The organism is Mesorhizobium sp. M0968 (genome assembly GCF_040319065.1).
GTDB lineage: Bacteria > Pseudomonadota > Alphaproteobacteria > Rhizobiales > Rhizobiaceae > Mesorhizobium.
In genome coordinates this window covers 363,116-388,542 of record NZ_JAMYNL010000006.1, presented here as the reverse complement: position 1 = coordinate 388,542, position 25,427 = coordinate 363,116, and the positions used below count along the sequence as shown (strand labels likewise).

The following is a 25,427-nucleotide window of genomic DNA, read 5'->3' as shown; positions in this document are numbered from 1 at the left end:
AAAAGACTACCTGCGGGTCGGCGCGCCTTCAACCAACACCCGTATAACCGCCCCACCTGAAACACCCCACACCCGCGGGGGCCCAGCCCGGCCGCTCTTGTCTCTTGCATGGCGGAAGAACGCCTGCTTCAAGCCGCCTTTGCTTCTGCTTCATGGAGCGCGAAAGAGCGCCCGTCCGCGTCGAAAATATGTAGGTCTCCGGCGTCCGCCGTCAGCCGCAGCGTCGCTCCGCGCTTGACCTCGACATTGCCCGGCAGCTTGGTCACCAGCGGCAGGTCGGCGCGGCCGATGTCGACATAGACGAGCTGGACCTCGCCGAGCTGCTCGACGTAATCGACCGTCCCTTCGAACAAATAGTCGGCGCCGGTGGCAATCATCAGATCCTCCGGCCGCACCCCGAAGCTCACCGCTGCGCCTTTCGCCGACGCAGGCGTTGCGATCGGCACCGTTGCCTTGCGGCCGCCGACATGGCTGACGACCGTCGGGTTGCCGGTCTTGTCGATCGTCGCCGGCAGGATGTTCATCGCCGGCGAGCCGATGAACTGGGCGACGAACAGATTGCCGGGCCGCTTGTAGAGCTCCATCGGCGTGCCGACCTGTTCGATATGGCCTTCCTTCAGCACCACGATGCGGTCGGCCAGCGTCATCGCCTCGACCTGGTCGTGGGTGACATAGATCATGGTTGTGGCCGGCATCGATTCCTTGAGCTTGGCGATCTCGATGCGGGTGGCGACACGCAGCGCCGCGTCGAGGTTTGACAGCGGTTCGTCGAACAGAAAAACCTTGGGATTGCGCACGATGGCGCGACCGATGGCGACGCGCTGGCGCTGGCCGCCCGACATCGCCTTGGGCAGACGGTCGAGATATTTGGTCAGCTGCAGGATCTCGGCCGCCTGGCGCACCCGCTTGTCGATCTCGGCCTTGCTTTCCTTGCCGATCTTCATCGAGAAGGCCATGTTGTCGTAGACGGTCATGTGCGGATAGAGCGCATAGGACTGGAACACCATCGCGATGCCGCGCTTTGACGGCGGCACGTCGTTGACGATCTCGCCGTCGATCTTGAGCTCGCCCGAGGTGATCTCCTCCAGCCCGGCGATGCAGCGCAGCAAGGTCGACTTGCCGCAACCAGAGGGACCGACGAAGACGATGAATTCGCCCGACTTTATGTCGAGGTCGACGCCGTGCAGAATGTTGAGATTGCCATATGATTTCCTCACTTGCCTTAGCGTGACATCGGCCATGGTACCCTCCAGTTCTTCCTTGAATTCAGTCGATACGCCCGAACCAGGCGCCGTAGCCGCCGAGGCGGATAGTGCCGGCGCCAGTCTGTCCCGAAAACCCGTGTCCCGGCAAGGGCTGCAATGAGCGGCCGCCAAGATCGACCTCGGCCGGCTTTGCTCCGAGATTGAAGGCGCAGACGATCTGCTCGTTGCCTTCGCGGCGCGTGAAGGCGACGGTGTCGCCCTCGCTTTCGATGAACTCGATATCACCCTTGGCCAGTGCCGGATGGGCGCGGCGGAAAGCGAGGAAGCGCCGGTAGTGCTCGAGCAGCGAGCCGTCGTCGCCTTGCTGCACATTGACGGCTTGCGCAAGGTGCTTGCTGGGCACCGGCAGCCAGGGCTTTGCCGTCGAGAAGCCGCCATTGCGGGCAGCGCCGTCCCAAACCATCGGCGTACGGCAGCCGTCGCGTCCCTTGAATTCAGGCCAGAAGCGGATGCCGTATGGGTCCTGCAGATCCTCGAAGCCGAGTTCGGCCTCGCTGAGCCCGAGCTCCTCGCCCTGATAGATACAGACCGAGCCGCGCAACGACATCAGCAGCGCCGAGATGACCTTGAGGTAGGCGGTCGGGTCGGGCTCGCCGGCTGCCCAGCGCGAGGCGGGACGCATCACGTCATGGTTGGAGAAGGCCCAGCACGACCAGCCGTCGCTGGCCACCTTGCCGAAGGTTTCCAGGACCGAGCGCACCCTTGCCGCGCTGATCTTCTCCGGCGCCAGGAAGTCGAAGGAGTAACACATATGCACGCGCTTGCCGCCGGCCGTATAGGCCGCCACCACTTCCAGCCCACGCTGCGAATCGCCGACCTCGCCAACCGCGGCCGTCGCCGGGTATTCGTCGAGCAAGGCGCGGAAGCGTTCGAGGAAGCCGAGGTTTTCAGGCCGGCTCTTGTCGTAGAGATGGTCCTGGTAGTTGTAGGGGTTGACGGCCGGCGCCGTCTGGTCGTTGCGCTGCTCGGGCGGCAGCGGCGGATTGTCTTCCAGGCCTTGGCTGTGGAAATAGAAATTGATGGTATCGAGTCGGAAGCCGTCGACGCCGCGCTCCAGCCAGAAGCGGGTGACGTCGAGCAGCGCGTCCTGGACCGCGCGGCTGTGGAAATTGAGGTCGGGCTGCTCGGCTAGGAAATTATGCAGGTAATATTGCTGGCGGCTGGTGTCCCACTGCCAGGCCGAGCCGCCGAAGATCGACAGCCAGTTATTGGGTGGCGTGCCGTCCGGCTTGGCATCCGCCCAGACATACCAGTCGGCTTTTGGATTGCTGCGGCTCGAGCGGCTCTCCTTGAACCAGGGATGGATGTCGGCGGTGTGCGAGAGCACCTCGTCGATCATCACCTTGAGGCCAAGCCGGTGCGCCTCTGCGGTCAGCGCGTCGAAGTCGGCCAGCGTGCCGAACATCGGATCGACATCGCAATAATCCGACACGTCGTAGCCAAAATCCTTCATCGGCGATTTGAAGAATGGCGAGATCCAGATGGCGTCGACACCGAGCGAGGCGATGTAGGCCAGCCGGCCGATCATGCCCCTGAGGTCGCCGATGCCGTCGCCGTTCGAATCCTGATAGCTGCGCGGGTAGATCTGGTAGATCACGGCACCTCGCCACCAGTCGCGATCGATAGCGAGATCTGGCTTCGGGGTGGCCTTCAAAGCGGATTGCATGATCTCAACCTCCTTTCACCGAGCCGGCAAGCAGCCCACGGACGAAATAGCGCTGCAGCGAGAAGAACACGATCAGCGGCACGATGATGGTGACGAAGGCCGATGTCGTCAGGATCTCCCAGTCGCCGCCGCGCGAGCCGAGCAACGCATTGAGCTTGGCGGTAAGCACGATCTGGTCGCCCTCGGTACCAAGGAAAACCATCGCCACCAGCAGATCGTTCCACACCCAGAGAAACTGGAAGATGGCGAACGAGGCCAGCACCGGGAACGACAGTGGCAGCACGATCTTGACGAAGATCTCGAAATCGCTGGCGCCGTCGATGCGCGCCGACTCCATGATCTCGCGTGGCAGGCCGGCGATATAGCTCCTCAGAAGATAGATGGCGAAAGGCAGGCCGAAGCCGGTATGGGCCAGCCAGATGCCGAGATAGGTCTTCGACGGCACGCCGAAGAAGCTGCCGACGCCGTTATAGAGCTTCAACAGCGGAATCAGCGACATCTGCAGCGGCACGACCAGGAGGCCGATGATGACGGCGATGAGCAGGGCCCGGCCAGGAAAGCGCATCCAGGCCAGCGCGTAGGCGGCGAACGCGGCGATCAGGATTGGAATGACGGTCGCCGGAATGGTGACGGTCAGCGAGTTCATGAAGGAGCGGCCGATGCCTTCCGAAAACAGCACCGTGTCGTAATTGTCGGTGGTGAATTTCGGCGGCGCCGACGAGGCGTAATAGACGCGCTGGCCGCGTTCGCTCTCGAAAGCCTTCGGCGAGGTCATGACGAAACTGCCGTCGGCATTGAGTTGCAGGGTGACGCCGTCGCCGAGATCGGCTGTCGAGCCGGCGGGATATTGCGTCGGCGCGGCCGACTTGACGCCAAAGGCGCTGATGTTGCGGGCCGGGCCGTCGCCGAAGATATTGCCTTGCAGGACGAACTTGCCCTCCTTCTCGACCTGCGCCGAGGCTGGCGGCAGCCGGCCGGCTTCCGTCTGGCTGGAACTGGTGAACGAGTTCCACCAGCCCGAAGCGATGATCTGATCCTTGTCGCGCAGTGACGAGACCAGAATGCCGAGCGTCGGGATCGTCCAGATCGCAACGAAGATGAAGACGGCGATGTGGACGCCGAAACGGCTGACAAAGGACTTTCCGGTCGACGCGGCCATCTCAATGCCCTTCCGTCTCTTTGTTCGCCTGGCGGATGTTCCAGACCATGATCGGAATGACCGCGATCATGATGATGATGGCGATGGTGGCGCCGCGGCCGAAATCGCCGCCGCCGCGGAACATCCAGTCGAACATCAGATTGGCCAGCACCTGGCTGTTCCACTGGCCGTTGGTCATGGTCAGCACGATGTCGAAAACCTTAAGCACCAGGATGGTGATGGTGGTCCAGACCACGGCGATGGTGCCCCAGATCTGCGGCACCATGATCTTCCAGAAGATCTGGAAAGGGTTGGCGCCGTCGATGACGGCGGCTTCCAGCGTCTCTTCCGGAATGCCGCGCAAGGCCGACGACAGGATGACCATGGCAAAGCCGGTCTGGATCCAGATCAGGATGACCATCAGGAAGAAGTTGTTCCAGAACGGCAGCGAGATCCAGACCTGCGGCTGGCCGCCGAAATACTGGATGATGGCGTTGAGCAGGCCGATCTGCGTCTGCCCGTCGCCGCGATATTCGTAGATGAATTTCCAGATGACGCTGGCGCCGACGAACGAGATCGCCAGCGGCAGGAAGATCAGGCTCTTGGCGATGGTGCCCCACCAGATCTTGTCGGTGAGCACGGCGATGATCAGCCCGAGGAAGGTGCAGGCGGCCGGCACCACCGCCAGCCAGATGATGTTGTTGAGGATCGAGTTGCGGAACTCGCGGTCGCCGAACGCCCATTGATAGTTGGCCAAGCCGACGAAATGGGCGCCGCCGCGATCAAGGAACGACAGCCTCAGTGTCTCCACCACCGGGTAGATCAGGTAGATGGTGAGGATAATCATCGCCGGGCCGACGAACAGCCAGGGCCGGATCACCCCCTGCCGGCGCAGATTGTTGATCGCCGCCTTGCCGGAAACGCCGCGTGCCGGAAAGATCGTGTCGAGTGCCTTGTTGGCGCCCCAGAAATAGGCGACGCAGCCGCCCACGCCGATGATGATGACGAATATCGCCGAGAAAATCTGAGCCGCCATGGGTCCCTCCCCCTGCGCACGGATCCGCCAGTCGAGAATGGCTTTGGCGACGGGATCATGCGCCGATTCAGTTGTCTGGAGCGCGACCAGCCGGAAAGCAGGTCACTGGGCGCGCGTCATGCCGGAATGCGTTGTGCTCACGACAATCGACGCGACGCCAAGCACCGGATAAGGTCCGGGCCGTTTGAGGCCCGGACCACATCACATTTGGAACTCAAGCCGGCCGCTTACTTGATCGCGTCCCAGCTTTTCTGGATGTCGGTGGCGACGTCCTGGGCGGACTTGCCGCCGACCAGGTCGATCATGCCGGTCCAGAACGCACCGGCGCCGATCTTGCCCGGCATCAGGTCGGACCCGTCGAAGCGGAAGGTCGAGGCGTTGGCCAGGATCTCGCCCTGCTTCTTCAGCGCGTCGCTGGCATAGGCGTCCTTGTTGACCGACTTGAACGGCGTCACGAAGCCGCCCTGCGCCATCCAGATCTCATGAGCGAGCGGCAGCTTCAGGAATTCGATGAACGCGCGGGCACTCTTGCTGTCTTTGGTGATCATGGCGAGCGTGCCGGCGCCGAGCACCGGAGTGCCGAGCTCGGGCTTGGAAGCGTAAGGCGGGAAGTAGAAGAAGTCGGCATCCTCGCCCATCTTGGTGCCTTGCGGGAAGAAGGTCGGGATGAACGATGCCTGATGGTGCAGATAACATTTCGGCGGCACCGAGAAGAGGCCCTTCGGGCTGTCACGGAAATCGGTCGCCGCAACCGCCTTGGCGCCGCCCTCGACCATCTTGTCGTCGGTGGCGATCTTGCCGAAAATGTCGATGGCGTTGACCACTGCCGGATCGTTGAACGGAATTTCGTTCTTCACCCATTTGTCGTAGGTCTCGGGCGTCTGGGTACGCAGCATGATGTCTTCGACCCAGTCGGTCGCCGGCCAGCCGGTGGCGCCGCCCGAACCAAGCCCGATGCACCATGGCGTGCCGCCGTCGGCGATGATCTTCTTTTCGAGCTCGGCAAGCTCTTCCTGCGTCTTCGGCACCTTGTAGCCGGCTTCCTCGAAATTGTCCGGCGAGTACCAGACCAGCGACTTCACGTCGGCCTTATACGGAAAGGCGAAGAAGCCGGGCTTGCCGTCCTTGTCCTTGAACGTGCCGAGATCGACCCAGGATTGGCCGGCGCCGTAATTGTCCTTGACCCAGTTGGCCGTATCGTCGCCGAGCGGCGTCAAAAGGCCCTTCGATGCCAGATCCTGGATCAGGCCCGGCTGCGGCAGCACGGCGATGTTGGGCGGGCTGCCGGCCTGCGTGTCGATGACGATCTGCTGCTCGTAATTCTCCGACGAGGAGTACTTGATCTCGGCGCCGGTGGCTTCGGAGAAGTAATCGAGGACGGTGCGGATAAGCCCTTCGTCCTCGCCGCGCCACGGCCCGAAGATCGTCAGCGTCTCGCCCTTGAGGTCGACTTTCTTGAGCTCTTCGTAGTTGGCCCAGTTGAAACGGGGATCTTCGCCCGGCTTGAACTTCAGTTCGGCTTGCGCCGGCATGGCGAGCGCAAGCGTGGCGAACGCAGCACCCAGCAGAAGCATTTTCTTCATCGGTATTCCCTCCCAGTGGTGACAAACACCGAACGAAACCTCCATTCCGTCCGCCGGCGCTGCAGGACTGTGACTCAGTCGGAAAGGAACTGCAACCTTTCGTAGAGTCTTCCAAAGCGCTTTGGTGATTTTGATCTCGCCACTGAATTGATCCGGAGTCAAGAGAAAGCCAGACTAATCGATTTAATTTCTGTGGCCGGGTGCCGGCGAAAGTGCGCTGCAGCACAGTTTTCTGGCGGTGCAGCAGCAAATTCGGCTTCAAACCGGTCCGAACCGTGCGTATGGTCAGTGCGCTCGGCAACGCGGTTCGTAGCGGCTAGCTCGATTCAGATTAAAAGCGCTTTGAGGTTGGAGGCCTCCGGTGAACCTCAAGCAGCTCTCCCACATGCTGGCGCTTTCGCAGACTACGGTGAGCCGCGCATTGAACGGCTACCCGGAAGTCAACGAGGAAACGCGCCGGCGGGTGGTCGATGCCGCCAAGCGTCACGGCTATCGCCCCAATCCGAGCGCCCGCCGGCTGGCGACCGGCAAGACCGGCATGATCGGCTATGTGCTGCCGACGGGAACGACCGTCGACATCGACCCGCATTTCGTCGAGTTCCTGTCCGGCCTCGGCGACTATGCGCGTTCGCACGAGCTCGACCTGGTGCTGTCACCGGCCGATGCCGACGACCAGGAGACGACCTACCGCCGCATTGTCGCCAACCGGCAGGTCGACGCGGTCTATATCTCGTCGCCGAGGCCGGCCGACCGGCGGGTGGCACTCGTCAACACGCTCGGCATTCCCTTCATCGTCCATGGCCGCAGCGAAGGCTTCGATTTCGACTATCCGTTCACCGACATCGACAATGAGGGCGCCTTCCACGAGGCGGCGCGGCTACTCGTTCAGCTCGGTCATAGGCGTCTGGCGCTGATCAACGGCGACGATCGCGAGACCTTCGCCATCCATCGCGAGCGCGGCGTGCGCCGCGCGCTTGCGGCGAACGGCCTGGTGCTTCGAGATCAGCATGTCTGTTCCCTCACCATGACCGAGGAGAACGGCTACCGCGCCGCCAGGCGTCTGCTGGAACAAAGCGACGCGCCGACGGCAATCGCCTGCTCCAGCCTGATCATGGCGCTCGGCGTGGTGCGCGCGGTGCGCGATCTCGGCCTGACCATTCCGGGCGACCTGTCGCTGATCGCCCATGACGACGTCTTTCCCTGGCTGAAGCCGGAAAATTTTTCGGTGCCATTGTCGACGACGCGTTCGTCGATCCGCCTCGCCGGCGCGCGCATCGCCGAACGGCTGGCGGCGCGGATTTCCGGCCTGGAGGAGGGCGCTCGCGGCGAAGTCTGGCCGGTCGACCTGGTGGTCAGGGGATCGGTCGCCGGCGCGCCGGCCTAGAGGCAATCACTCTGAACGGCCGAGGTCGACTCTTGGCGGCTGTTGGCCAGCACCAGCGGGTGCGTCCTGGTCTCAGGCCGCGGATTTGAGGTGATCGATGAAGGCGCGCAGCTTCGGCAGGACTTGGCGCTTGCCGGGATGATAAAGGAAGACACCCGGCGTCGTCGTGGCGACGCCGTCGAGCACCGACTGGAGTTTTCCTTCGGCTATCGGACCTTCGGCGAGTGGTCGCGGCGTCTGCGCCAACCCGACGCCCCGCATCGCGGCCCCGACCAATGTCGAATAGTCGTGCGCAATCAGCGGGCCTGAGACGATCGCTTCGATTGCACCGTTACCATCGATGAACGACCAGGGTGCGATGGCGCCATTCGAGCGGCGCAAGCGTAAGCAGGCGTGGTGGCGCAAGTCGTCGACACGCTCGGGACGGCCGTAGCGCTCAAAATAGTCAGGGCTGCCGACGACTACGAACGAGAACGGCGGGGTCAGCCGCACCGCCACCATGTCGGCGGCGATGAGTTGCCCGAGGCGGATGCCGGCGTCGAACCCGCCGGTCGCGAGATCGACCATCTGGTCGCTCACGGCGATCTCCAGTTCGATCTCAGGATAGGCTTGGCAGAACGACGCGAGCACCGGCTCCAACATCAGCGGCACGATAGCGCGAGGCACAGACAGGCGCAGCAGACCGGTCGGCCGCTGGCCGATATCGCGGGCAGCCTCGCCGGCCGCTACGAGCTCCTCGAATGCCGGGCCGGCACGGTCGAGGAACCGCTGGCCAGGTTCGGTTAAACCAACGCTCCGCGTCGTGCGGACGAACAGCGCCGTGCCCAGGCGAGCTTCCAGCGCGCGCACCGCCTGGCTCACGGCCGATGGCGTCACCCCGAGATCGGCGGCGGCCCGGCGGAAGTTACGCCGCCTGGCGACGGCCAGGAACGCCTCGACGCCCTCCAGCGCCCCATGTCGGACTGTGTAGCTCTGCTTCATAGGTTGTTGTGATTACACCGGATAGTCGAATTGCGGTAGCGGGCTTAAAGCCGCGTGAATCAACTGTTGAGAGTAGGCCAAATGTCCACGGAAATGGTGTTCCAAACCCATCTTGTTCTCGGCTATGTCGCGTGGCTGCTTTGCTTCGGCGCGTACGGTTTGCCGTGGCTCAGGTCGATGGACCGGGTCGCGGCGCAACGCGCTATCGCTACGCTGCACTGCTTCCGATTCTTCGGGCTCGTCTTCATCGTTCCGGGCGTCGTAAACCCCAATCTGCCCGCTGATTTCGCCGTGTTCGCCGCCTACGGCGATTTCGCGACTGGAGTGCTGGCCATGCTGGCGCTGCTCACGGTGAGGATACGTCCGCTCTTCTGGCCGTTGGTCGTCGCCTTCAACGTCGCAGGGACGGTCGACCTCATCGTCGACTATTACCACGCCATTCAGATCGGCCTTCCTGCACGCGCAGGCGAACTGGGCGCCACCTACGCGATCCCGATCATCTACGTACCGCTGCTGATGATAACGCATATCGCCGCATTCTATTTTCTCCTACGTCCTCAGCAAAACGCGACCTGAGCGGGCTATTCCTTCGCCGCCTCGGCCGCCTTGGTGTTCAGAAGCCCGTAGCCGAAGTCATTGTCCCGCCCCTTCGCGCCGAGATCCTTCGCCGTGGCGGCAAGTGCTTTCTCGACCCAGTCGGCGGAGCGGTCGGGCGCGGCATGCAACAGATTGGCGACGGCGCCGGTCACGATCGCCGCGGCGAAGGACGTCCCGGTCACCACGTCCGAGCCGGCGCCGCTCGGCGCCACCATCTCGACGCCGGGAGCGGAGATGAAGACGTAGGCGCCGCGATTGGCCTGCGGCATCAGCCCATCCTTGGCATCGGTGGCCGTCACCGCGATCACGGCGTCGAAGGCGGCCGGATAACCATAGGGCGCCTTCGGTCCGTTATTGCCGGCGGCCGCGACCAGCACGATGCCAAGCGCGCGCGCATTGCGGCAGGCGATGCCGAGCAGGTCGTTCTTCGGGCCGACGAAGCTCATGTTGATGATGCGGACATCCTGCTCCGCCGCCCAGTCAAGCGCCGAAAGGATGACGTCCATGGTCGACTTGCCGCCCTCGAAGGCGCGGGCATGATAGATCCTGGCGCCCGGCGCCATGCCTTTGAACGCGCCGGTGCCGGCGATCAGTCCATCGACCGAAGTGCCGTGGTCGCGCGCCTTGATCGGCACGTCGGGCATGGCATCGAACTGCCCGGCGATGACGCCGGAGAGCGCCGGATTGTCGTCGTCGATGCCGGTGTCGATGACGCCGACGCGCACATTCTCGCCGCTGGCTTTGTCGGCATCGAGCGCGATGCGCTCGAACGCATAATTGGCGATGCTGGCCGCCTGCTGCAGCGAGTAGACATGGTTGGCCTCACGCCGCAAAGTGCGGCCGTCGGCGGCGAGCTGCGCCAGCACGACGCCGACCGGGCGGCCATCGGGAATGCCGAAGCGCACCAGCGTGTTGCCGAGCAGCCGCGACTGCCGCTGCGAGCGTATCTCGAGGCCGAACGAGGCCGCGATCTGCTGGACCGCGCCGGCATCGCCATTGACGGTGACCAGCACCTCGTCGGGCACGAAATCGCCGGTCACGGCGCGCGGCGGCTCGGTTGCCACAAGATCGGTCGGCGCAACCACCGCACCGCCCAGCACCGCAGCCTGTATTGCCGGCGCGACGGCGGGTGGGGTTGCAGTATTGCCAGGAGGTATCGGCGCCTCGGTGACTACGGCAGGATTGGGGAACAGGTCGACAATCAAGCCCGGAAGAAACACCGCGCCCGTCGTTCCATGAGCCGGCGCTTTGCCGCCATCCTTCACGCCGCCGCCATCCTTGGCGCAGTCGGCGTTGGCAGCATTTCCCCGGTTCAGGCAGTCGATCTCAGCCTGGGTGAGGTTAGGATCGTTGGTTTGTGCAACGGCAGACGCGGCGAAGATTGTCATCGCCGCCGTCAATCGAATGACCGCCTCAGCCGCCATCAGCCGGTTTCCTTCCCTCCAGGGCAGCTTCGGTGAAAGGCTGGGCGGCGATAAGGCCAAGCAGCTTCTGATAGTCGGCGGCGGTCTCGGCCGGGACGCCGACGCGGAAGACGCCGTCGGCGGTCGGCCCGCCAGCGATCTTCAACTGGTTCTGGTCGAGAAAAGCGATGATGTCGGACAGCTTCGCATCCGGTTTGAACTTCACAAGGGCAAACGGCATTTTGGCCAGATCGTCCTCCGATCCGGCAATCTCGAAATCGCCACCTCTGTTGCCGGTCTGCACAAAGGATTGCGCGACGACCAGGGCCAGCAGCACCGCGGCCGCGGCCCAGGCGACGCCGGCGGGCACCGCCATGAAGCGGCTCCAGGCCTGCGCCAGCCAGGACGATGCCGCCGGCGCGCGGGACGGGCCGGCCTCGGCGTCGAGCGCCTTGGCAAAGCGGCTGAGCGCATCGGCCGGCGGGCGGATTGCCTCGTTTGCGGCAGCGGTGCCGGAGAATTCGGCCTCGGCCTCGCCTAGTGCGGCCATCGCCGCCGGATCGCTCGCCAGCCATTCCTCGATGGCTTCGAGCTCGGTACCCTCCAGCGAGCCGTTCAGATAAAACGGCAGCAGCATTTCCATTTCGTCGCGGCGTGACATCTTTTCAGCGGCGCTCATGGCCACCCCCTGTCGTAACCGGCGGCCTTGCGAGCTTCGCCGAGTTTCTTGCGGGCGTAGAACATCCTGGTCTTGACCGTTGCGACCGGGATGCCGAGTACCTCGCCGATCTCGCTCACCGATTGCCCGTGATAATAGGCAAGGTCGATCACCGTGCGGTGCTCTTCCGGCATGGCATCGATAAAGCGTCGCAAGGCGGCGGCCTCGTCTTCCTTCATCGTCACGACTTCCGGCGTGTCGGCGCCGTCGGCGACCTGGGCCGCGTCATGGTCGTCGATCCAGTCTTCCTTCCTCTTGCGCAGCAGGGACAGCGCCTTGAAGCGGGCAATGCCGAGCAGCCATGTCGAGACCTCCGAGCGTCCCTCGAAGGCCGGTGCCTGCCGCCAGAGTTGAGGAACACCTCGTTCGCGATATCGTCGGCCATCTGTTCCGATCCCGTCTGGCGTGCCACGAAGCGGTAGACCCGCGCGTGGTGGCGCATGAACAGGAGCCGCACGGCGGCACGGTCGCCTTTCGCGACCCGCTCGACAAGCGCGCGATCGGTCTCCGCGGCCGTCATCGCCGGTCGAGCCGCCTGGCTCCTGCCTGCTCTGTCGCTGATCGGCCCAAAAAGGTTCACCGCATCCGCCCGTATATCTGCGGAGGCTAACTGAAGAGCGGGAGCGTTGCCAGAGGGAGAAGAGGGCGCGCGCTCAACTCAGGAACGGCTTTGCCTTCATCGTCGCCGGCACCGGCACGCCGAGGCGCGCAAGCACCGTCGGCGCGAGCTGCAACTGATCGAGCAGCGTACTGGCTTCCGGACCCTCGCCGGATCCGAAGTAGTAAAGTGCGAAATCCTGCATCTCCTCGTCGTGGCCGCCATGATGGCCGCGATCGGTCTGGCCATGATCGGCGGTGACGATCACCTCGTAGCCGGCTTCCCGCCAGCGCGGCAGGAAGCCGGCGAGCATGGCGTCCATTGCATAGACGGCATGATCCATCTCGTGGCAGTCATGGCCGAAGCGGTGGCCCATCGAGTCCAGAGTACAGCTGTGCAGGATGCCGTAATCGATGCCGTAGCGCCTGGTCAGCATGGTCAACGTCGCGAACAGGTCGACGTCGCTCGGCGTCATCTGGTTCCTGGCATTGTAGCCGGTCATGGTGTGGAACCGGCCATGGCTGATCGGCCTGCCCGGCTGGTCGAACTCCATGTCCTCGACCAGGTCGAACGGATAGGCCCGGAAGAATTCGGACCAGTAGGAGTGAGTGACCGCACCGGTCTTGCCGCCGGCCCTGCTGACTTCGGAAAAGATGTCCGGCTGTTCGACGCGAAACCGGTTCTCGTTCGACAGGATACCGTGCATTTGGGGCGGCACGCCGGTGTGGATCGAGGCATAGCAGGATGCCGAGGTCGACGGCAGCACGGAGCGCATTTTCCATACGCGGGCTTCGCCTGATTGCACCCAGCCTTCGAGATTGCCCATCAGCCGACGCCAGTTCCGGTAAGGCACGCCGTCGAGGATGATGAGCAATAGTTTTGTGTTGAGCGCCAAGGGCGCCTCCATGCGGCTTAATCGGAAAAGTCAGGGCCGGCCTGCCGTTCAATCCACGCCCGGACAGGATCGTCGGGCGCAAAGTGCGGCCCGCTAGTTCCCCGCGCTGGCCATGCGCCGTCCCTTGATCGCTTTCTCTAGCCAGCCGATCTCCATTTCTGGCACCGACGATAGCAAAAGATCGGTGTAGGCATCGAATGGTGGCGTCAGCACGGTGCTCTTGGCGCCGTAGCGCACCACTTCGCCGCGATACATCACGGCGACTGAATCGGCGATCGACTTGACCGTGGCCAGGTCGTGGGTGATGAACAGATAGGCGACGTTTTCCTCTTTCTGCAGCCCGAGGAGCAGCTCCAGTATGCCGTGGGCGACCAGCGGATCGAGCGCCGAGGTCACCTCGTCGCAGATGATCAGCTTCGGCTTGGCGGCGAGCGAACGGGCGATGCAGACGCGCTGCTTCTGGCCGCCCGAAAGCTCGGCCGGATAGCGGTCGACATAGCCTTTACCCATTTCGATCTTATCGAGGAGTTCGGCGACGCGTTTGTCGCGCTCGCGCCCGCGCATCCCAAAATAGAATTCCAGCGGCCGACCGATGATGGTGCCGACCGTCTGGCGCGGGTTCATCGCCACGTCGGCCATCTGGTAGATCATCTGCAGCTGGCGCAGGTCCTCCTTCGGCCGGTCGGCAAGCCGGTTGGCGAGCGGCCGTCCGTCGAAGGTGACGGTGCCTTGTTCGGGCGGCAAGAGGCCGGTGATGGCGCGCGCCAGTGTCGATTTGCCGGAGCCGGACTCGCCGACCACCGCCAGCGTCTGGCCGGGGAAAATATCGACCGAGACGTTCTTCAGCACCTTGATGTGACTGCGGCCATAGGCGGCGGTGATGTTCTTGACCGACAGGAACGGGCTCGTGCCGGGCTTCTGCTCCTGGTGTTCGATCTCATGCACCGAAACCAGCGCGTTGGTGTATTCTTGGCGCGGCTCCTTGATGATCTGGCGGGTGCCGCCCCATTCGACCAGCCGGCCGTGGCGCAACACCATGATCTCGTCCGAGACCTGGGCGACGACGGCAAGGTCGTGAGTGATGTAGAGTGCCGCGACATGCGTGTCGCGGATGGCATCCTTGATCGCCGCCAGGACGTCGATCTGCGTCGTCACGTCGAGCGCCGTGGTCGGCTCGTCGAAGACGATCAGGTCGGGTTCCGAGCACAGCGCCATTGCCGTCATGACGCGCTGCAGCTGACCGCCCGACACCTGGTGGGGAAAGCGCTCGCCGATGCTTTCGGGGTTCGGCAGGCTGAGCTTCTTGAACAGCGCCACGGCGCGCTTTTCGGCTTCGGCCCGCGTCGCCGTGCCGTGCAGGACTGCTGCCTCGACCACCTGGTCCATCAGCCTGTGCGCCGGATTGAAGGCGGCTGCCGCCGATTGCGCGACATAGCAGACCTCGCGGCCGCGCAATTTGCGAAACCCTTCGTTGCCGCCCTTCAGGATGTCGCGGCCATTGAGGATGACCTCGCCGCCGGTGATGCGCACGCCGCCGCGGCCGTAGCCCATCGACGACAGGCCGATGGTCGATTTGCCGGCGCCGGACTCGCCGATCAATCCGAGCACCTTGCCCTTTTCGAGCGTCAGCGAGACATCGTGCACCAGCACGATGTTCTTCGGCGCCTCACCCGGCGGATATACCGTGGCCTCGATGCGCAGATTGCGGATGTCGAGCAGCACGCCGGACTTTGGTTGCCCAGGCTTCGGTTGCCCGGGCTTCGGTTGCTTGTCAGCCATTACCCGCGTCCTCCCTTCAGGCTTGTCGTACGGTTGAGCACCCAGTCGGCGACGAGATTGACGGAAATCGCCAGCGCTGCGATCGCCGCCGCCGGAATGAGGGCGGCGCCTATGCCGAAGACGATGCCATCCTTGTTTTCCTTGACCATGCCGCCCCAATCGGCGTCCGGCGGCTGCACGCCAAGCCCGAGGAAGGACAGCGTCGACAGGAACAGTACGGCATAGATGAAGCGCAGGCCGAGTTCCGAAACCAGCGGCGACAGCGCATTGGGCAGGATTTCCCGGAAGATGATCCAGCCGCTGCCTTCGCCGCGCAATTTGGCCGCCTCGACATAGTCCATGACGTTGATATCGACGGCGACCGCCCTCGACAGGCGGTAGACGCGGGTCGAGTCGAGAACGCCCATGACCAGGATCAGCGTCACCAGATTGGATGGCAGCACCGACAGCACCACAAGCGCCATGATCAGCGTCGGGATCGACATCAGGAGATCGACGAGACGCGACAGAAGCGTGTCGAACCAGCCGCCGAAAACCGCCGCCGAGAAGCCGAGGATGGCGCCGAGCGAGAACGACAGCGCGGTCGCCAGCACCGCGATGAACAGGGTGATGCGGGCGCCATAGATCATGCGCGACAACAGATCGCGGCCGAGATTGTCGGTGCCCAGCCAATGCGCCGCCGACATCGGTTCCCAAGGGACGTCGCTGACGATCTCGGCATTGCCATGCGGCGCGATCCACGGCGCAAAGATCGCTGCCAGCACGAACAGCGCCGTCAGCACGATGCCGACCAATGCCGGGATGGGGATGCGTTTGATGACGAGCATACCCGCCCCCCTCATTTCGGATGTCTGAGGCGCGGATTGGCGACGATCGCCGCTATGTCCGCGATGATGTTCAGGCTGATGTAGACAGCGGCGAAGATCAGCCCGACCGCCTGCACCACCGGCACGTCACGCTTGGTGACGTGGTCGACGAGGTATTGGCCCATGCCTGGATAGACAAAGATAACTTCGACCACGACGACGCCGACGATCAGGTAAGCGAGATTGAGCATCACGACGTTGATGATCGGCGCGATGGCATTGGGGAAGGCATGCCTGCGGATGACCGCGAAGGCCGAAAGCCCCTTGAGTTCGGCGGTCTCGACATAGGCGGACTGCATCACATTGAGGATCGCAGCGCGCGTCATGCGCATCATATGCGCGAGCACCACCAGGGTCAGCGCCGCCGCTGGCAGTGCTATGGCCTGAATGCGTTCGCCGAAAGGCATCCCGTCATAGACCGTGGAAATGGCGGGAAACCATTGATGTTGCACCGCGAAGAAAAAGACGAGCACATAGCCGATGAAGAATTCCGGAAACGAGGTCGAGGCGAGCGCTAACCCGGAGATCAGCTTGTCGACCCAGCCATTGCGGTAGCGCACCGCGATCAGGCCGAGGATGATCGCCAGCGGCACCGCGACGATCGCCGCCCAGAAGGCGAGGAACAGCGTGTTCCACAGCCTTCCCTTGATCGAGGTTGCGATATCCTGACCGCTCGACATAGCCGTGCCGAGATCACCGGTCAGGATGCTGCCGAGCCAACGAAAATAACGGATGTAAGCGGGATCATTGAGGCCGAGCTGCTCGCGCAGATTGGCGAGCGACTCCGGTGTCGCCGACTGCCCGAGAATGGCTTGCGCGACGTCGCCGGGCAGGATTTGGGTGCCGGCGAAGATCAGGACCGAAACGGCCAACAGCAGCAGAATGCCCAGCGCAATGCGCTGGGCCACCAGTTTCACGATGGGTGAGGACATATCCGCAAGGCCGGGCTCAGGCTTCGAGCCAGCACTTCGCCAGAGCATATCCGTTCATCAACTCCTGATGCGGATCATCCACCCAGCCGGCGACCTTGGCGCCCGTCGCGTCGATGAACTGATTGAACATCGGCAGGATCAAGCCGCCCTCGTCGCGCACCATCACAGCCATGTCGTGGTACATTGCCTTGCGCTTGGCCTCGTCGAGCTCGGCGCGAGCCGCCAGCACCATCTTGTCGAAATCCGGACGCTTGAAACGTGTGTCGTTCCAGTCGGCCGTCGACAGATAGGCGGTAGAGTACATCTGGTCCTGCGTCGACCGGCCGCCCCAGTAGGAGGCGCAGAAGGGCTGCTTGTTCCAGACTTCCGACCAGTAGCCGTCGCCCGGTTCGCGTTTGATCTCCAGCTTGATGCCGGCCTTGGCCGCGCTTTGCTGGAACAGCTGTGCGGCATCGACGGCACCGGGGAAGGCGACGTCCGACGTCCGGAGCAGGACGGCACCGTCATGGCCCGATTTCTTGTAGTGGAACTTGGCCTTATCGGGATCGTATTTGCGCTGCTCGATCTCGGTGAATAGCGGGTACGATGCATTGATCGGGAAGTCGTTGCCGAGCGAGCCATAGCCACGCAGCACCTTGTTCAGCATCTCCTCGCGGTCGATCGCCAGCTTCAACGCCATCCGCAAGTCGTTGTTGTCGAACGGCGCGGTGTCGCAGTGCATGATGAAGACGTAGTGGCCGGGTCCCGAATGGTTGCGGATGGTGACGCCGGGCACGCGCTTGATCAGATCGACGATCTTCGGCTCGACCCGGTTGATCATGTTGACCTGGCCGCCCTGCAGCGCCGCCGTGCGGGCCGTGGCGTCGTTGATGACGATGATCTCTATCTGGTCGGCATGGCCCATCTTGTCGCCCTGCCAGTAATTGGCGAAGCGCTCGCCGCCATGGCGTACGCCGGGCTCGTTGGTGGTGACCTTGTAAGGACCCGCCGAGATACCGGCATCGGCCTTGTCCTTGCCGCCGTTCGGCTGGATGATCAGGTGATAGTCGCTAAGCAGGTAGGGCAGGTCGGCATTCGGCTCCTTCAGCGTCAGCACCACTTCCTTGCCGCTGGCCTTTATGCTCTCGATGCCTTTCATGTAACCGAGCGCGCCGGACTTCGACTTCTCGTCCGAATGGCGTTCGAGGGTGGCGGCCACGTCATCTGCGGTCACCTTCTTGCCGTCGTGGAACTCGACGCCATCGCGGATCTTCAGCGTCCAGGTCTTGGCGTCGTCCGACGAGCCGATCTCCTCGGCAATGCGGTTCTCGAGCTTGCCTTCGGGAGACAGTTCGACGATCAGTTCGCCCCACATCTTGCCGAAGGCGAACGGCACCTGCGTCATGAACAGCGCCGGATCGAGACTGTTGGTGGACTCGCCACCGACCAGGCCAGCCTTGAGCGTCCCGCCCTTGACCGGACCCGCCGCGCGTGCTGCACCGGAAAGCAGCGAATTGGCGAAGGTTACGGTGACGCCGAGCGCTGCTGCCCGGCCGAGAAAATCGCGACGGCTCAGCTTGCCGGACGCAACGCGCCGGCTCAGATATTCCAGTTCGTTCGACATGTTGAGTTCCTCACTCTGTTGGTCCGACCTTATGGTCGTTTTTCTCATTTCAATCGGGAGAATAATGACCGTAAGGGAAAGCGGTAAGCAAGACCGAATGCGACATGCCGTGGCGTAAATCGTGCGTCGCAATTGGACCAATCGCTATAAGCGCTCAAAGCAGCACGCGCGGGATTTTCTCCTCGAAATTGCGCTCGAAGACGAGTTTCTCGCCTTCATAGGCTTCAATTCTGGCGCTAACCACGAAGCTTTGCGCGTCGGACCGCATTTCGGCGAAGGTTTCGGTGCGCACCGACCATCCATTTCGCGACAGCGTCTGGCTCCAATGCGTCTTGCCCGAGGCTGACAGCGGATTGTCAGGATGGATCACCCATGTCTCCCTGGCGAGGCTCCCGTGGGCGAGGCCATGCTCCAGGTCGCGCACCTCACCGAAATCGTCGACGATGGAAACCGTAATCATTCCGGTCTTTTCGTCGCGATCGACATGACGCTCGGAATTGGCGGGCCGAAGCGTCTCCGTTGCCCAGGGCGCAGCACCTTCGGGAGCGGGGAAGGTGACCTCGTCGCCTGTCGCTGGCGGGCGTACCGGCAGCATCAATGTCGCGGCCGACAATTCGAGCCGGACCGGCTCCGGCGACGGCCAGATCATCGGCCAGTAGGCGTTCGAAACGGCAACGCGCAAGCGATGGCCGACCGGCACGCGATAGGCGCATTGGTCGAGCACCACCCGGGCGCTGACGGTTTCGCCGGGCACTAGCGCTTCGGGAAATTCGTGCGAGTTGCGATGCGTCAGGTTGAGCACGCCGTACGAGATCAGCTCCGATGCCCCGTCCGGATGGACGTCGCACAGCCGAACCGCGATGTTCGCCTGGCGCCGGTCCGACGAGACCCTGACCACAACTTCGGGAGCACCGACAATGTCGATCGTTTCGGTCAGCACCGGCTGGTCGAAGCACACCGACAGCGCATCGTCGGGGCGCTGGTCACCCGGCAGTTCCGGGCCGAAGGTGAAGGGGAAATATTCGCCGCCGGCGAGGCCGCAGCTTTGCGGCGAAGCGACGATAGCGTGGTTGCCTTCAGCGATAAGCTCAACCTCTTGGGTCTCGATGTTGGGTGATGGCCATTCCGATTCAGCGACCCAGCGGCCCGGCCGCTCGGGGTGCCAGCGCGCCGGACGCACGCTGTCCATGACATAGGCGCGGTAGGCGGGGTCGGCCTCGACGCCGGTGTCGATGTCCTTCAGCCAGCGGTCCCACCAGCGCAAGGCCTCCTGCAGGAAGCCGATGCGCGGTTCGGGCGCGGCGTAATGTGGGTATTTGTGGATCCACGGGCCGACGATGCCCTTGACCGGCGCCTCGATATTGACGGCGAGATGGGAAATCGTATTGCGATAGCCATCATGCCAGCCGCCGATCGACAGCACCGCGGCATGGATGGCGGAATAGTCCTCGCAGATCGAGCCGCGCTTCCAATAGGCATCGCGATGCTGGTGCTTCAGCCACAGCGGTGCCAGGAATGGCTGGTTCTCCAGCCTGGTCAGCCACAGGTCGCGCCATCTGTTGTCGCCGGCCAGCAACGGATCCGGCGGCCTTGACGAATAGGACAGCATGGTCGAGGCCCAGCCGAAATTCTCGATCAGCAGGCAGCCGCCCTTGTAGTGGATGTCGTCGGCATAGCGGTCGACCGTCGAACAGAGACTGATGACCGCCTTCAGCGCCGGCGGCTGCTTGGCTGCTACCTGCAGGCAGTTGAAGCCGCCCCACGAAATGCCCATCATGCCGACATTGTCGTTGCACCAGGGCTGGTCCGCCGCCCAGGCGATGACGTCGCAAGCGTCCTGCAATTCCTGCTCGGAATATTCGTCGTCCATCAGCCCTTCGGAATCGCCATTGCCGCGCATGTCGACGCGGATCGAGGCGTAGCCGTGGCCGGCAAAATAGGGATGCGTCAGCTGATCACGATAGATCGTGCCGTCGCGCTTGCGATAGGGCAGGTGTTCGAGGATTGCCGGCACTGGATCGTCGGCAGCATCGGCCGGCATCCACACCCGCGCCGACAGCCGGCAGCCGTCCGGCATGATGATCCCCATATCCGGAAATTCGACGATCTTTCGTGGGAATTCAGTGACGATTTTCATGCCGGGCATAACGCCCCGCAGCGAGGCGACTTTCAATCGCTATTCGCGACTGGAGCAGCAAATTATGCGACCTGTCAGAGAGGCCGCGCGGCTACCGCAACTCGTCCACCAACTCCGGGTGTTTTTCCAACAGCGTCATCAGCTGAATGGTTGGGCCACTCGGCTCGATCAGACCCCGTTCGTATTTGTCGAAAGCGTTCTCGCCGACCTTGAACAGGGATCCTGCCTCGCGCTGCGACAGTTTGAGCTTTGTGCGCACGCGACGGATGGTGGCCGGTGCCGGAACACCGTCGATCTTTTCTTTGAGGATGCGGAGCGCTGCATCGACGACGGTCATGTCGTCTCCGACATGCACGCCCTCACTTCCCGAAGAGGGATAATAACCCGGCAGGTCGACGATCATGCTCTCGCCCTTGTAAGTCACAGTGAACGGACGCACTCCACGCGTCAGCGTTTCTCCTGTTTCGGGGGAGGTCATGCTATTCGTTCCATTATTTTCCTTCATCGCCATAGTCACTTTTCCTTGAACGACATGACTGTGAATTCGGTCACGACGTCCGCCTGAAATTTCACGGAAAAGAACCAGGTCGCGTGCTGGCACGTGCCAGACACGATGGTCGGCGAACGTCGTCATCGACGTTACAAACATCTTCCGCGTGATGTCGCCGATCACCGACAATACCGGCGCGATCAAAGCCCAGCCCAATGCCATCCCGCAGGGCGGACGTCGTGATTGCCAGCCTGTCGACCGAACCCAACTCGGCCTTGATTGCATCAAGATCGTAAGTGGGTCTGCGTTTCTCCATAACGCAATATGCCACCATAAAGGTGGCAATTTAAGCCATTGAACTTTGCGGCATTCAATTCAGCGGAATGTCGTTTTCGTCCTTGCCGGCCTGATAGGCACCGGACAATTCGTCATAGCGCGCTGATATTGTGTGGATGCGCGCTTCCAGCCGACCGCGCTCGGGGTCGGGCAGCGAGCGCACCAATTTGCGGATCGAAAAGCTCTTCCAATAGGCATTCTCGGCATTGTAGCCGCCCGGATCGAGGGTGAAGACCTCTTTCAGGATCTTCAAATCATGCGGGATGTCGAAGCTGTCGCGCGAGTCCTCGTGGCTGAACAGATAGAAGAAATTGTCGAAGCCGGTCCAGGTGATCGCCGACAGGCAGAGCGAGCAGGGTTCGTGCGTGGCAAGAAAGATCGCGTCCTTGGTGTCGACGCGTTCGGCTTTAGGCATTTCGTAGAAGCGCTTCAGGCAATGCACCTCGCCGTGCCAAAGCGGGTTTTCGGTCTCGTTGTTGGTTTCGGCAAGCACCAGCGAGCGGTCGTCCTTGCGCAGAATGGCCGCGCCGAACAGCTTATTGCCGTGCGCGACGCCTTCGACGGTCTTCGGCACGATGTCGTGCTCGATGACGTCGAGCAGTCGGTCGATCAGCGAAATGTCGGTCATCATCTAATCCCGTCGGGAAGATCGATCTCGTAGGCGTGCGAGAAATGGCACTCTTCGAGATTGGAGCCGTCGCCGCCGCGGTCGACGACCACAAAATCCTGAACATCGCCGATCGGCGTCAGCACTCCGTGCCACAGATTGCGCGGATAGTTGATGCCTTGCCCGGGCGCGGTGATGAAGGCATGCGGCTCGCCCGGGCCCTCCTCGCCGTCATGGCAGACGACGACCAGGAACGGCCGTGGTGACAGCGGGATGAAGGCCTGGCTGCCAAACGGATGGCGCTCCACCATGGTAAGCTTCAACGGCAGCTCATAGGGCGTGCCACGCACCATCGAGATCAGCACGCGCGCATTCGGCCCTCGTGCTTCCGCCGTGGCGAGGTCATGGTAGCGCTCAGCCTTGCCGCCATTGATCGGATAATGGTTGTCGCCGCCCATATCGATGACGTCGCCGAATTCGGCGAAATTCTCGCGGGTCAGCGGCCGCGCGACGATGCGGGTCATGGTGTAGGTTTCACGACGCCGGCGCTGCCAAGCTTGGCGTGGCGGTTGACGTCCTTATAGAGGAGATAGCGGAATTTGCCCGGCCCGCCGGCATAACAAGCCTGCGGGCAAAAGGCGCGCAGCCACATATAGTCGCCGGCTTCGACTTCGACCCAGTCCTGGTTGAGACGGTAGACCGCCTTGCCCTCCAGCACATAGAGCCCGTGCTCCATGACGTGCGTCTCGGCGAAGGGAATGACCGCGCCAGGCTCGAGCGTGACGATGGTGACATGCATGTCGTGGCGCATGTCGGCCGGATCGACGAAGCGCGTCGTCGCCCATCGGCCTTCGGTACCCGGCATTGGCGTCGGCGCGATTTCCTGTTCGTTGGCGAAGAACGCTTGCGGCTGGTCGATGTCGTCGACTGCGTCATAAGTCTTGCGGATCCAGTGAAAGCGGACGGCGGCACCGCTTTCATTGCGCACCGTCCACCCGCTTGCCGGGGGCAGGTAGGCAAAGCCGCCCGGCCTTAAGCTATGTTTCTTGTCGGCAAGCGAAACGCATAGCTCGCCTTCGACTACGAACAGGGCACCTTCGGCGGCGGCGTCAAGCTCGGGGCGGTCGCTGCCGCCGCCGGGCGCGAGCTCGACGATGTATTGCGAAAACGTCTCGGCAAAACCCGACAGCGGCCGCGACAGCACCCAGACGCGTGTCCCATCCCAGAACGGCAAGGCGCTGGTGACGATGTCCTGCATCACACCCTTGGGGATGACCGCATAGGCCTGTGTGAACACAGCGCGGCCGGTCAGCAATTCACTCTGGCCGGGATGTCCGCCCTGCGGCGCATAATAGGTTCGCTCGGCCATTTTCATCATATCCATAAATTCAAGCCTGTTGCGGAAGCCACGGCCCATGGCGGCAGCCGAAGCCCTATTGCGGAAGCATGTCCTTGAGACGAAGCAGCGCGATGCGCTCGACCTGTCTGCAGGCGGTTTCGAATTCGACATCGTGGCTGTTGCCGATACGCGCCTCGAACTCGGCCAGGATCTCCGCCTTGGTCTTTCCTTTCACTGCAATAATGAAAGGGAAACCGAAACTGGTGACGTAGGCGGCATTGAGTTTTGCGAACAGCTCGCGCTCCTTCTCGGTCAGCGCGTCGAGCCCTGCCGAAGCCTGTTCCCTCGACGATTCCGCCGTCAGCCGCTTGGCCTGTGCCAGTTTTCCGGCAAGATCGGGGTGGGCATTGAGCACGGCAAACCGCTCGGCCTCGCTGGCCGCGCGAAACACGCGGCAGAGCGCGTTGTGCAGGCCGCCGGCACTGTCATGGGCCGGGCCGAGCTCCAGCTCATAAGCGCGCTCGGCAACCCACGGCGAATGCTCGAAGACGCCGCCGAATGTGTGGACGAAGGCCTCGAATTCCATTTTCGACGGGCGCAGCGCCAACCGGAACGGATGCGTCTCCTGCCAATGTTTTGCAATGTCGATGCGTCGTGCCAGCCAGACCTTGTCATGCGATTTGACGTAGTCGATGAAGCGCTTCAGTGCCGCGACCCGGCCCGGCCGGCCGACCAGGCGGCAGTGCAGGCCGATGTTCATCATACGCGGCCGCCCTGCCTTGCCCTCGGCATAGAGCGTATCGAAACTATCCCTGAGATAGGCAAAGAACTGGTCGCCCGAGTTGAAGCCTTGCGGCGTGGCAAAGCGCATGTCGTTGGCGTCGAGCGTGTAGGGGATGACCAGCTGCGGCTTCGCCGACCCGTCCGGTGCCACATGCTCGAACCAGTAGGGCAGTTCGTCGTCATAGGTGTCCGACACATAGTCGAAGCCGCCCTCTTCCGCCGCCAGCCGCACCGTGTTGATCGAGGTGCGGCCGGTGTACCAGCCGGTCGGCCGCGCCCCTGTGACCTCATAATGCAGCCGGATCGCCGCTTCCATGTCGCGGCGCTCGTCTTCTGGCGCATGGTCGCGGTAGTCGATCCATTTCAGCCCGTGCGAGGCGATCTCCCAGCCGGCCTCCTGCATCGCCGCAACCTGATCGGGCGAACGCGCCAGGGCCGTGGCAACGCCGTAGCAGGTGACCGGCACTTGCGCCGCACTGAACAGGCGCAGCAATCGCCAGAAGCCGGAACGGGCGCCGTATTCGTAGATCGATTCCATGTTCCAGTGGCGCTGGCCGGGCCAGGGCGCGGCGCCGACGATCTCCGACAGGAAAGCCTCCGAAGCCTTGTCGCCGTGCAGGACGCAATTCTCGCCGCCCTCTTCGTAATTGACGACGAACTGCACCGCGACATGCGCCCCGCCGGGCCATTTCGGATCCGGCGGATTGGCTCCGTAGCCGCGCATGTCTCGTTCGTAACGCATTCTCGCTCCTGCCGGAAATTGTGATCAGGATAGTCGAAAGGAGTGCCTGCGCATTCCCCCGAAATTTTTGAAAGTGTTTTTGTCGCGCTCCGCTCGACCGGGACTTATGCATCGCCTTTAATTGGCGCACAATTCATGAATAGTGTTCGACCGTTCAGGGAATGGAGCAGCCAGTGGCGGAAACGTCGAAAGCCGAAGGCGGGCGCCTGACGACCCACGTCCTCGACACTGCGGCCGGCAAACCGGCGGCCGGTCTGTCGATCGAGCTCTATCATCTTGACGGTCAGGCCCGGACGCATCTGAAAACGGTCGTCACCAATCATGACGGCCGTTGCGATGCTCCGCTGCTTGCCGGCGCGGAATTCCGCACCGGCGAATACGAGCTGGTCTTTGCGGCCGGCGATTATCTGCGGGGGCAAGGGACAAAACTGGCGGAACCGGCCTTCCTCGACCATGTGCCGATCCGCTTCGGTATGGCCGAGCCGATGCACTATCATGTGCCGCTGCTTCTGTCGCCGTACGGCTATTCGACCTACCGGGGAAGCTGAG

22 protein-coding genes and 1 pseudogene are annotated in these 25,427 nt (G+C 62.9%); 3 read left to right on the top strand and 20 right to left on the bottom strand.

Going from position 1 to position 25,427, the window contains the following annotated elements; all coding sequences use genetic code 11:
- Positions 1-128: 128 nt before the first annotated feature.
- The 5 genes from NKH67_RS14330 to NKH67_RS14310 all read right to left on the bottom strand — a co-directional run bounded on the left by NKH67_RS14330 (position 129) and on the right by NKH67_RS14310 (position 6,688).
- On the bottom strand, positions 129-1,241 hold the full coding sequence (locus NKH67_RS14330) for an ABC transporter ATP-binding protein (RefSeq protein WP_023680224.1): 1,113 nt from the start codon (positions 1,239-1,241) through the stop codon (positions 129-131).
- A 25-nt stretch (positions 1,242-1,266) separates the two neighbouring features.
- Positions 1,267-2,931 (bottom strand): beta-galactosidase BglA, encoded by a 1,665-nt coding sequence (bglA, locus tag NKH67_RS14325; protein ID WP_352681552.1) that lies wholly within the window; start codon positions 2,929-2,931, stop codon positions 1,267-1,269.
- A 4-nt stretch (positions 2,932-2,935) separates the two neighbouring features.
- Complete coding sequence (locus tag NKH67_RS14320) at positions 2,936-4,090, bottom strand: carbohydrate ABC transporter permease (RefSeq protein WP_352452251.1); 1,155 nt, start codon at positions 4,088-4,090, stop codon at positions 2,936-2,938.
- Position 4,091: 1 nt separating this feature from the next.
- Positions 4,092-5,105, bottom strand: coding sequence for a carbohydrate ABC transporter permease (locus tag NKH67_RS14315; RefSeq protein WP_023680221.1), 1,014 nt, complete (start codon positions 5,103-5,105; stop codon positions 4,092-4,094).
- A 227-nt stretch (positions 5,106-5,332) separates the two neighbouring features.
- Entirely contained in the window at positions 5,333-6,688 is a 1,356-nt protein-coding gene (locus NKH67_RS14310; RefSeq protein ID WP_352681550.1) for an ABC transporter substrate-binding protein, read from the bottom strand.
- A 361-nt stretch (positions 6,689-7,049) separates the two neighbouring features.
- Here NKH67_RS14310 and NKH67_RS14305 point away from each other — a divergent pair, with 361 nt between their 5' ends.
- The gene (locus tag NKH67_RS14305) at positions 7,050-8,072 is read left to right on the top strand and encodes a substrate-binding domain-containing protein (RefSeq protein WP_352681548.1); all 1,023 of its coding nucleotides are present in this window, start codon (positions 7,050-7,052) and stop codon (positions 8,070-8,072) included.
- Positions 8,073-8,144: 72 nt separating this feature from the next.
- Here NKH67_RS14305 and NKH67_RS14300 read toward each other — a convergent pair whose 3' ends face one another.
- On the bottom strand, positions 8,145-9,053 hold the full coding sequence (locus NKH67_RS14300) for a LysR family transcriptional regulator (RefSeq protein ID WP_352681547.1): 909 nt from the start codon (positions 9,051-9,053) through the stop codon (positions 8,145-8,147).
- Positions 9,054-9,134: 81 nt separating this feature from the next.
- Here NKH67_RS14300 and NKH67_RS14295 point away from each other — a divergent pair, with 81 nt between their 5' ends.
- On the top strand, positions 9,135-9,629 hold the full coding sequence (locus tag NKH67_RS14295; RefSeq protein WP_352681545.1) for a DUF8737 domain-containing protein: 495 nt from the start codon (positions 9,135-9,137) through the stop codon (positions 9,627-9,629).
- Positions 9,630-9,634: 5 nt separating this feature from the next.
- Here the strand turns inward: NKH67_RS14295 and NKH67_RS14290 are convergent, their stop codons facing one another.
- The 14 genes and pseudogenes from NKH67_RS14290 to puuE all read right to left on the bottom strand — a co-directional run bounded on the left by NKH67_RS14290 (position 9,635) and on the right by puuE (position 24,878).
- Positions 9,635-11,074: a S8 family serine peptidase gene (locus NKH67_RS14290; protein WP_353031196.1), complete on the bottom strand. Its 1,440-nt coding sequence runs from the start codon at positions 11,072-11,074 to the stop codon at positions 9,635-9,637.
- Positions 11,064-11,732 (bottom strand): anti-sigma factor, encoded by a 669-nt coding sequence (locus NKH67_RS14285; protein ID WP_352767353.1) that lies wholly within the window; start codon positions 11,730-11,732, stop codon positions 11,064-11,066. The genes NKH67_RS14290 and NKH67_RS14285 overlap by 11 nt, the downstream gene beginning before the upstream one ends.
- Positions 11,729-12,291, bottom strand: a pseudogene (locus NKH67_RS14280) (sigma-70 family RNA polymerase sigma factor). The gene NKH67_RS14285 and the pseudogene NKH67_RS14280 overlap by 4 nt, the downstream one beginning before the upstream one ends.
- Positions 12,292-12,424: 133 nt before the next feature.
- Positions 12,425-13,264 (bottom strand): alkaline phosphatase family protein, encoded by an 840-nt coding sequence (locus tag NKH67_RS14275; RefSeq protein ID WP_353031194.1) that lies wholly within the window; start codon positions 13,262-13,264, stop codon positions 12,425-12,427.
- Between the two features lie 93 nt (positions 13,265-13,357).
- A complete protein-coding gene (locus NKH67_RS14270) occupies positions 13,358-15,043 on the bottom strand; it encodes an ABC transporter ATP-binding protein (RefSeq protein WP_353031192.1) in 1,686 nt (561 codons plus the stop codon).
- On the bottom strand, positions 15,043-15,870 hold the full coding sequence (locus NKH67_RS14265; protein ID WP_352469848.1) for an ABC transporter permease: 828 nt from the start codon (positions 15,868-15,870) through the stop codon (positions 15,043-15,045). Before NKH67_RS14265 ends, NKH67_RS14270 begins: the two co-directional genes overlap by 1 nt.
- An 11-nt stretch (positions 15,871-15,881) precedes the next feature.
- Entirely contained in the window at positions 15,882-16,841 is a 960-nt protein-coding gene (locus tag NKH67_RS14260; protein ID WP_353031190.1) for an ABC transporter permease, read from the bottom strand.
- A 16-nt stretch (positions 16,842-16,857) separates the two neighbouring features.
- The gene (locus NKH67_RS14255; protein ID WP_352469850.1) at positions 16,858-18,444 is read right to left on the bottom strand and encodes an ABC transporter substrate-binding protein; all 1,587 of its coding nucleotides are present in this window, start codon (positions 18,442-18,444) and stop codon (positions 16,858-16,860) included.
- Between the two features lie 154 nt (positions 18,445-18,598).
- Positions 18,599-20,581, bottom strand: coding sequence for a CocE/NonD family hydrolase (locus tag NKH67_RS14250; protein WP_353031188.1), 1,983 nt, complete (start codon positions 20,579-20,581; stop codon positions 18,599-18,601).
- A 91-nt stretch (positions 20,582-20,672) separates the two neighbouring features.
- Positions 20,673-21,287, bottom strand: coding sequence for a type II TA system antitoxin MqsA family protein (locus tag NKH67_RS14245; RefSeq protein ID WP_352469852.1), 615 nt, complete (start codon positions 21,285-21,287; stop codon positions 20,673-20,675).
- Between the two features lie 154 nt (positions 21,288-21,441).
- Positions 21,442-22,035, bottom strand: a complete 594-nt coding sequence (locus tag NKH67_RS14240; protein WP_352469853.1) for a nucleoside deaminase — start codon at positions 22,033-22,035, stop codon at positions 21,442-21,444.
- The gene (locus NKH67_RS14235) at positions 22,035-22,538 is read right to left on the bottom strand and encodes an ureidoglycolate lyase (RefSeq protein WP_352767343.1); all 504 of its coding nucleotides are present in this window, start codon (positions 22,536-22,538) and stop codon (positions 22,035-22,037) included. Before NKH67_RS14235 ends, NKH67_RS14240 begins: the two co-directional genes overlap by 1 nt.
- On the bottom strand, positions 22,535-23,383 hold the full coding sequence (locus NKH67_RS14230) for a bifunctional allantoicase/(S)-ureidoglycine aminohydrolase (RefSeq protein WP_502893746.1): 849 nt from the start codon (positions 23,381-23,383) through the stop codon (positions 22,535-22,537). The genes NKH67_RS14235 and NKH67_RS14230 overlap by 4 nt, the downstream gene beginning before the upstream one ends.
- A gap of 64 nt (positions 23,384-23,447) precedes the next feature.
- On the bottom strand, positions 23,448-24,878 hold the full coding sequence (gene puuE, locus NKH67_RS14225) for an allantoinase PuuE (RefSeq protein WP_353031185.1): 1,431 nt from the start codon (positions 24,876-24,878) through the stop codon (positions 23,448-23,450).
- Positions 24,879-25,051: 173 nt separating this feature from the next.
- Here puuE and uraH point away from each other — a divergent pair, with 173 nt between their 5' ends.
- Positions 25,052-25,426 (top strand): hydroxyisourate hydrolase, encoded by a 375-nt coding sequence (gene uraH, locus NKH67_RS14220; protein WP_352469857.1) that lies wholly within the window; start codon positions 25,052-25,054, stop codon positions 25,424-25,426.
- The last annotated feature ends 1 nt before the right edge of the window (position 25,427 follow it).

What these genes read in the sequence shown, in the direction of transcription:
- bglA (WP_352681552.1), bottom strand. Translation starts at nt 2,931, where the DNA reads ATGCAATCCGCTTTGAAGGCCACCCCGAAGCCAGATCTCGCTATCGAT.
- NKH67_RS14330 (WP_023680224.1), bottom strand. Translation starts at nt 1,241, where the DNA reads ATGGCCGATGTCACGCTAAGGCAAGTGAGGAAATCATATGGCAATCTC.
- NKH67_RS14315 (WP_023680221.1), bottom strand. Translation starts at nt 5,105, where the DNA reads ATGGCGGCTCAGATTTTCTCGGCGATATTCGTCATCATCATCGGCGTG.
- NKH67_RS14285 (WP_352767353.1), bottom strand. Translation starts at nt 11,732, where the DNA reads ATGAGCGCCGCTGAAAAGATGTCACGCCGCGACGAAATGGAAATGCTG.
- NKH67_RS14290 (WP_353031196.1), bottom strand. Translation starts at nt 11,074, where the DNA reads ATGGCGGCTGAGGCGGTCATTCGATTGACGGCGGCGATGACAATCTTC.
- NKH67_RS14300 (WP_352681547.1), bottom strand. Translation starts at nt 9,053, where the DNA reads ATGAAGCAGAGCTACACAGTCCGACATGGGGCGCTGGAGGGCGTCGAG.
- NKH67_RS14295 (WP_352681545.1), top strand. Translation starts at nt 9,135, where the DNA reads ATGTCCACGGAAATGGTGTTCCAAACCCATCTTGTTCTCGGCTATGTC.
- NKH67_RS14265 (WP_352469848.1), bottom strand. Translation starts at nt 15,870, where the DNA reads ATGCTCGTCATCAAACGCATCCCCATCCCGGCATTGGTCGGCATCGTG.
- NKH67_RS14235 (WP_352767343.1), bottom strand. Translation starts at nt 22,538, where the DNA reads ATGACCCGCATCGTCGCGCGGCCGCTGACCCGCGAGAATTTCGCCGAA.
- puuE (WP_353031185.1), bottom strand. Translation starts at nt 24,878, where the DNA reads ATGCGTTACGAACGAGACATGCGCGGCTACGGAGCCAATCCGCCGGAT.
- NKH67_RS14310 (WP_352681550.1), bottom strand. Translation starts at nt 6,688, where the DNA reads ATGAAGAAAATGCTTCTGCTGGGTGCTGCGTTCGCCACGCTTGCGCTC.
- NKH67_RS14230 (WP_502893746.1), bottom strand. Translation starts at nt 23,383, where the DNA reads ATGGCCGAGCGAACCTATTATGCGCCGCAGGGCGGACATCCCGGCCAG.
- NKH67_RS14255 (WP_352469850.1), bottom strand. Translation starts at nt 18,444, where the DNA reads ATGTCGAACGAACTGGAATATCTGAGCCGGCGCGTTGCGTCCGGCAAG.
- NKH67_RS14250 (WP_353031188.1), bottom strand. Translation starts at nt 20,581, where the DNA reads ATGAAAATCGTCACTGAATTCCCACGAAAGATCGTCGAATTTCCGGAT.
- NKH67_RS14270 (WP_353031192.1), bottom strand. Translation starts at nt 15,043, where the DNA reads ATGGCTGACAAGCAACCGAAGCCCGGGCAACCGAAGCCTGGGCAACCA.
- NKH67_RS14320 (WP_352452251.1), bottom strand. Translation starts at nt 4,090, where the DNA reads ATGGCCGCGTCGACCGGAAAGTCCTTTGTCAGCCGTTTCGGCGTCCAC.
- NKH67_RS14240 (WP_352469853.1), bottom strand. Translation starts at nt 22,035, where the DNA reads ATGACCGACATTTCGCTGATCGACCGACTGCTCGACGTCATCGAGCAC.
- NKH67_RS14260 (WP_353031190.1), bottom strand. Translation starts at nt 16,841, where the DNA reads ATGTCCTCACCCATCGTGAAACTGGTGGCCCAGCGCATTGCGCTGGGC.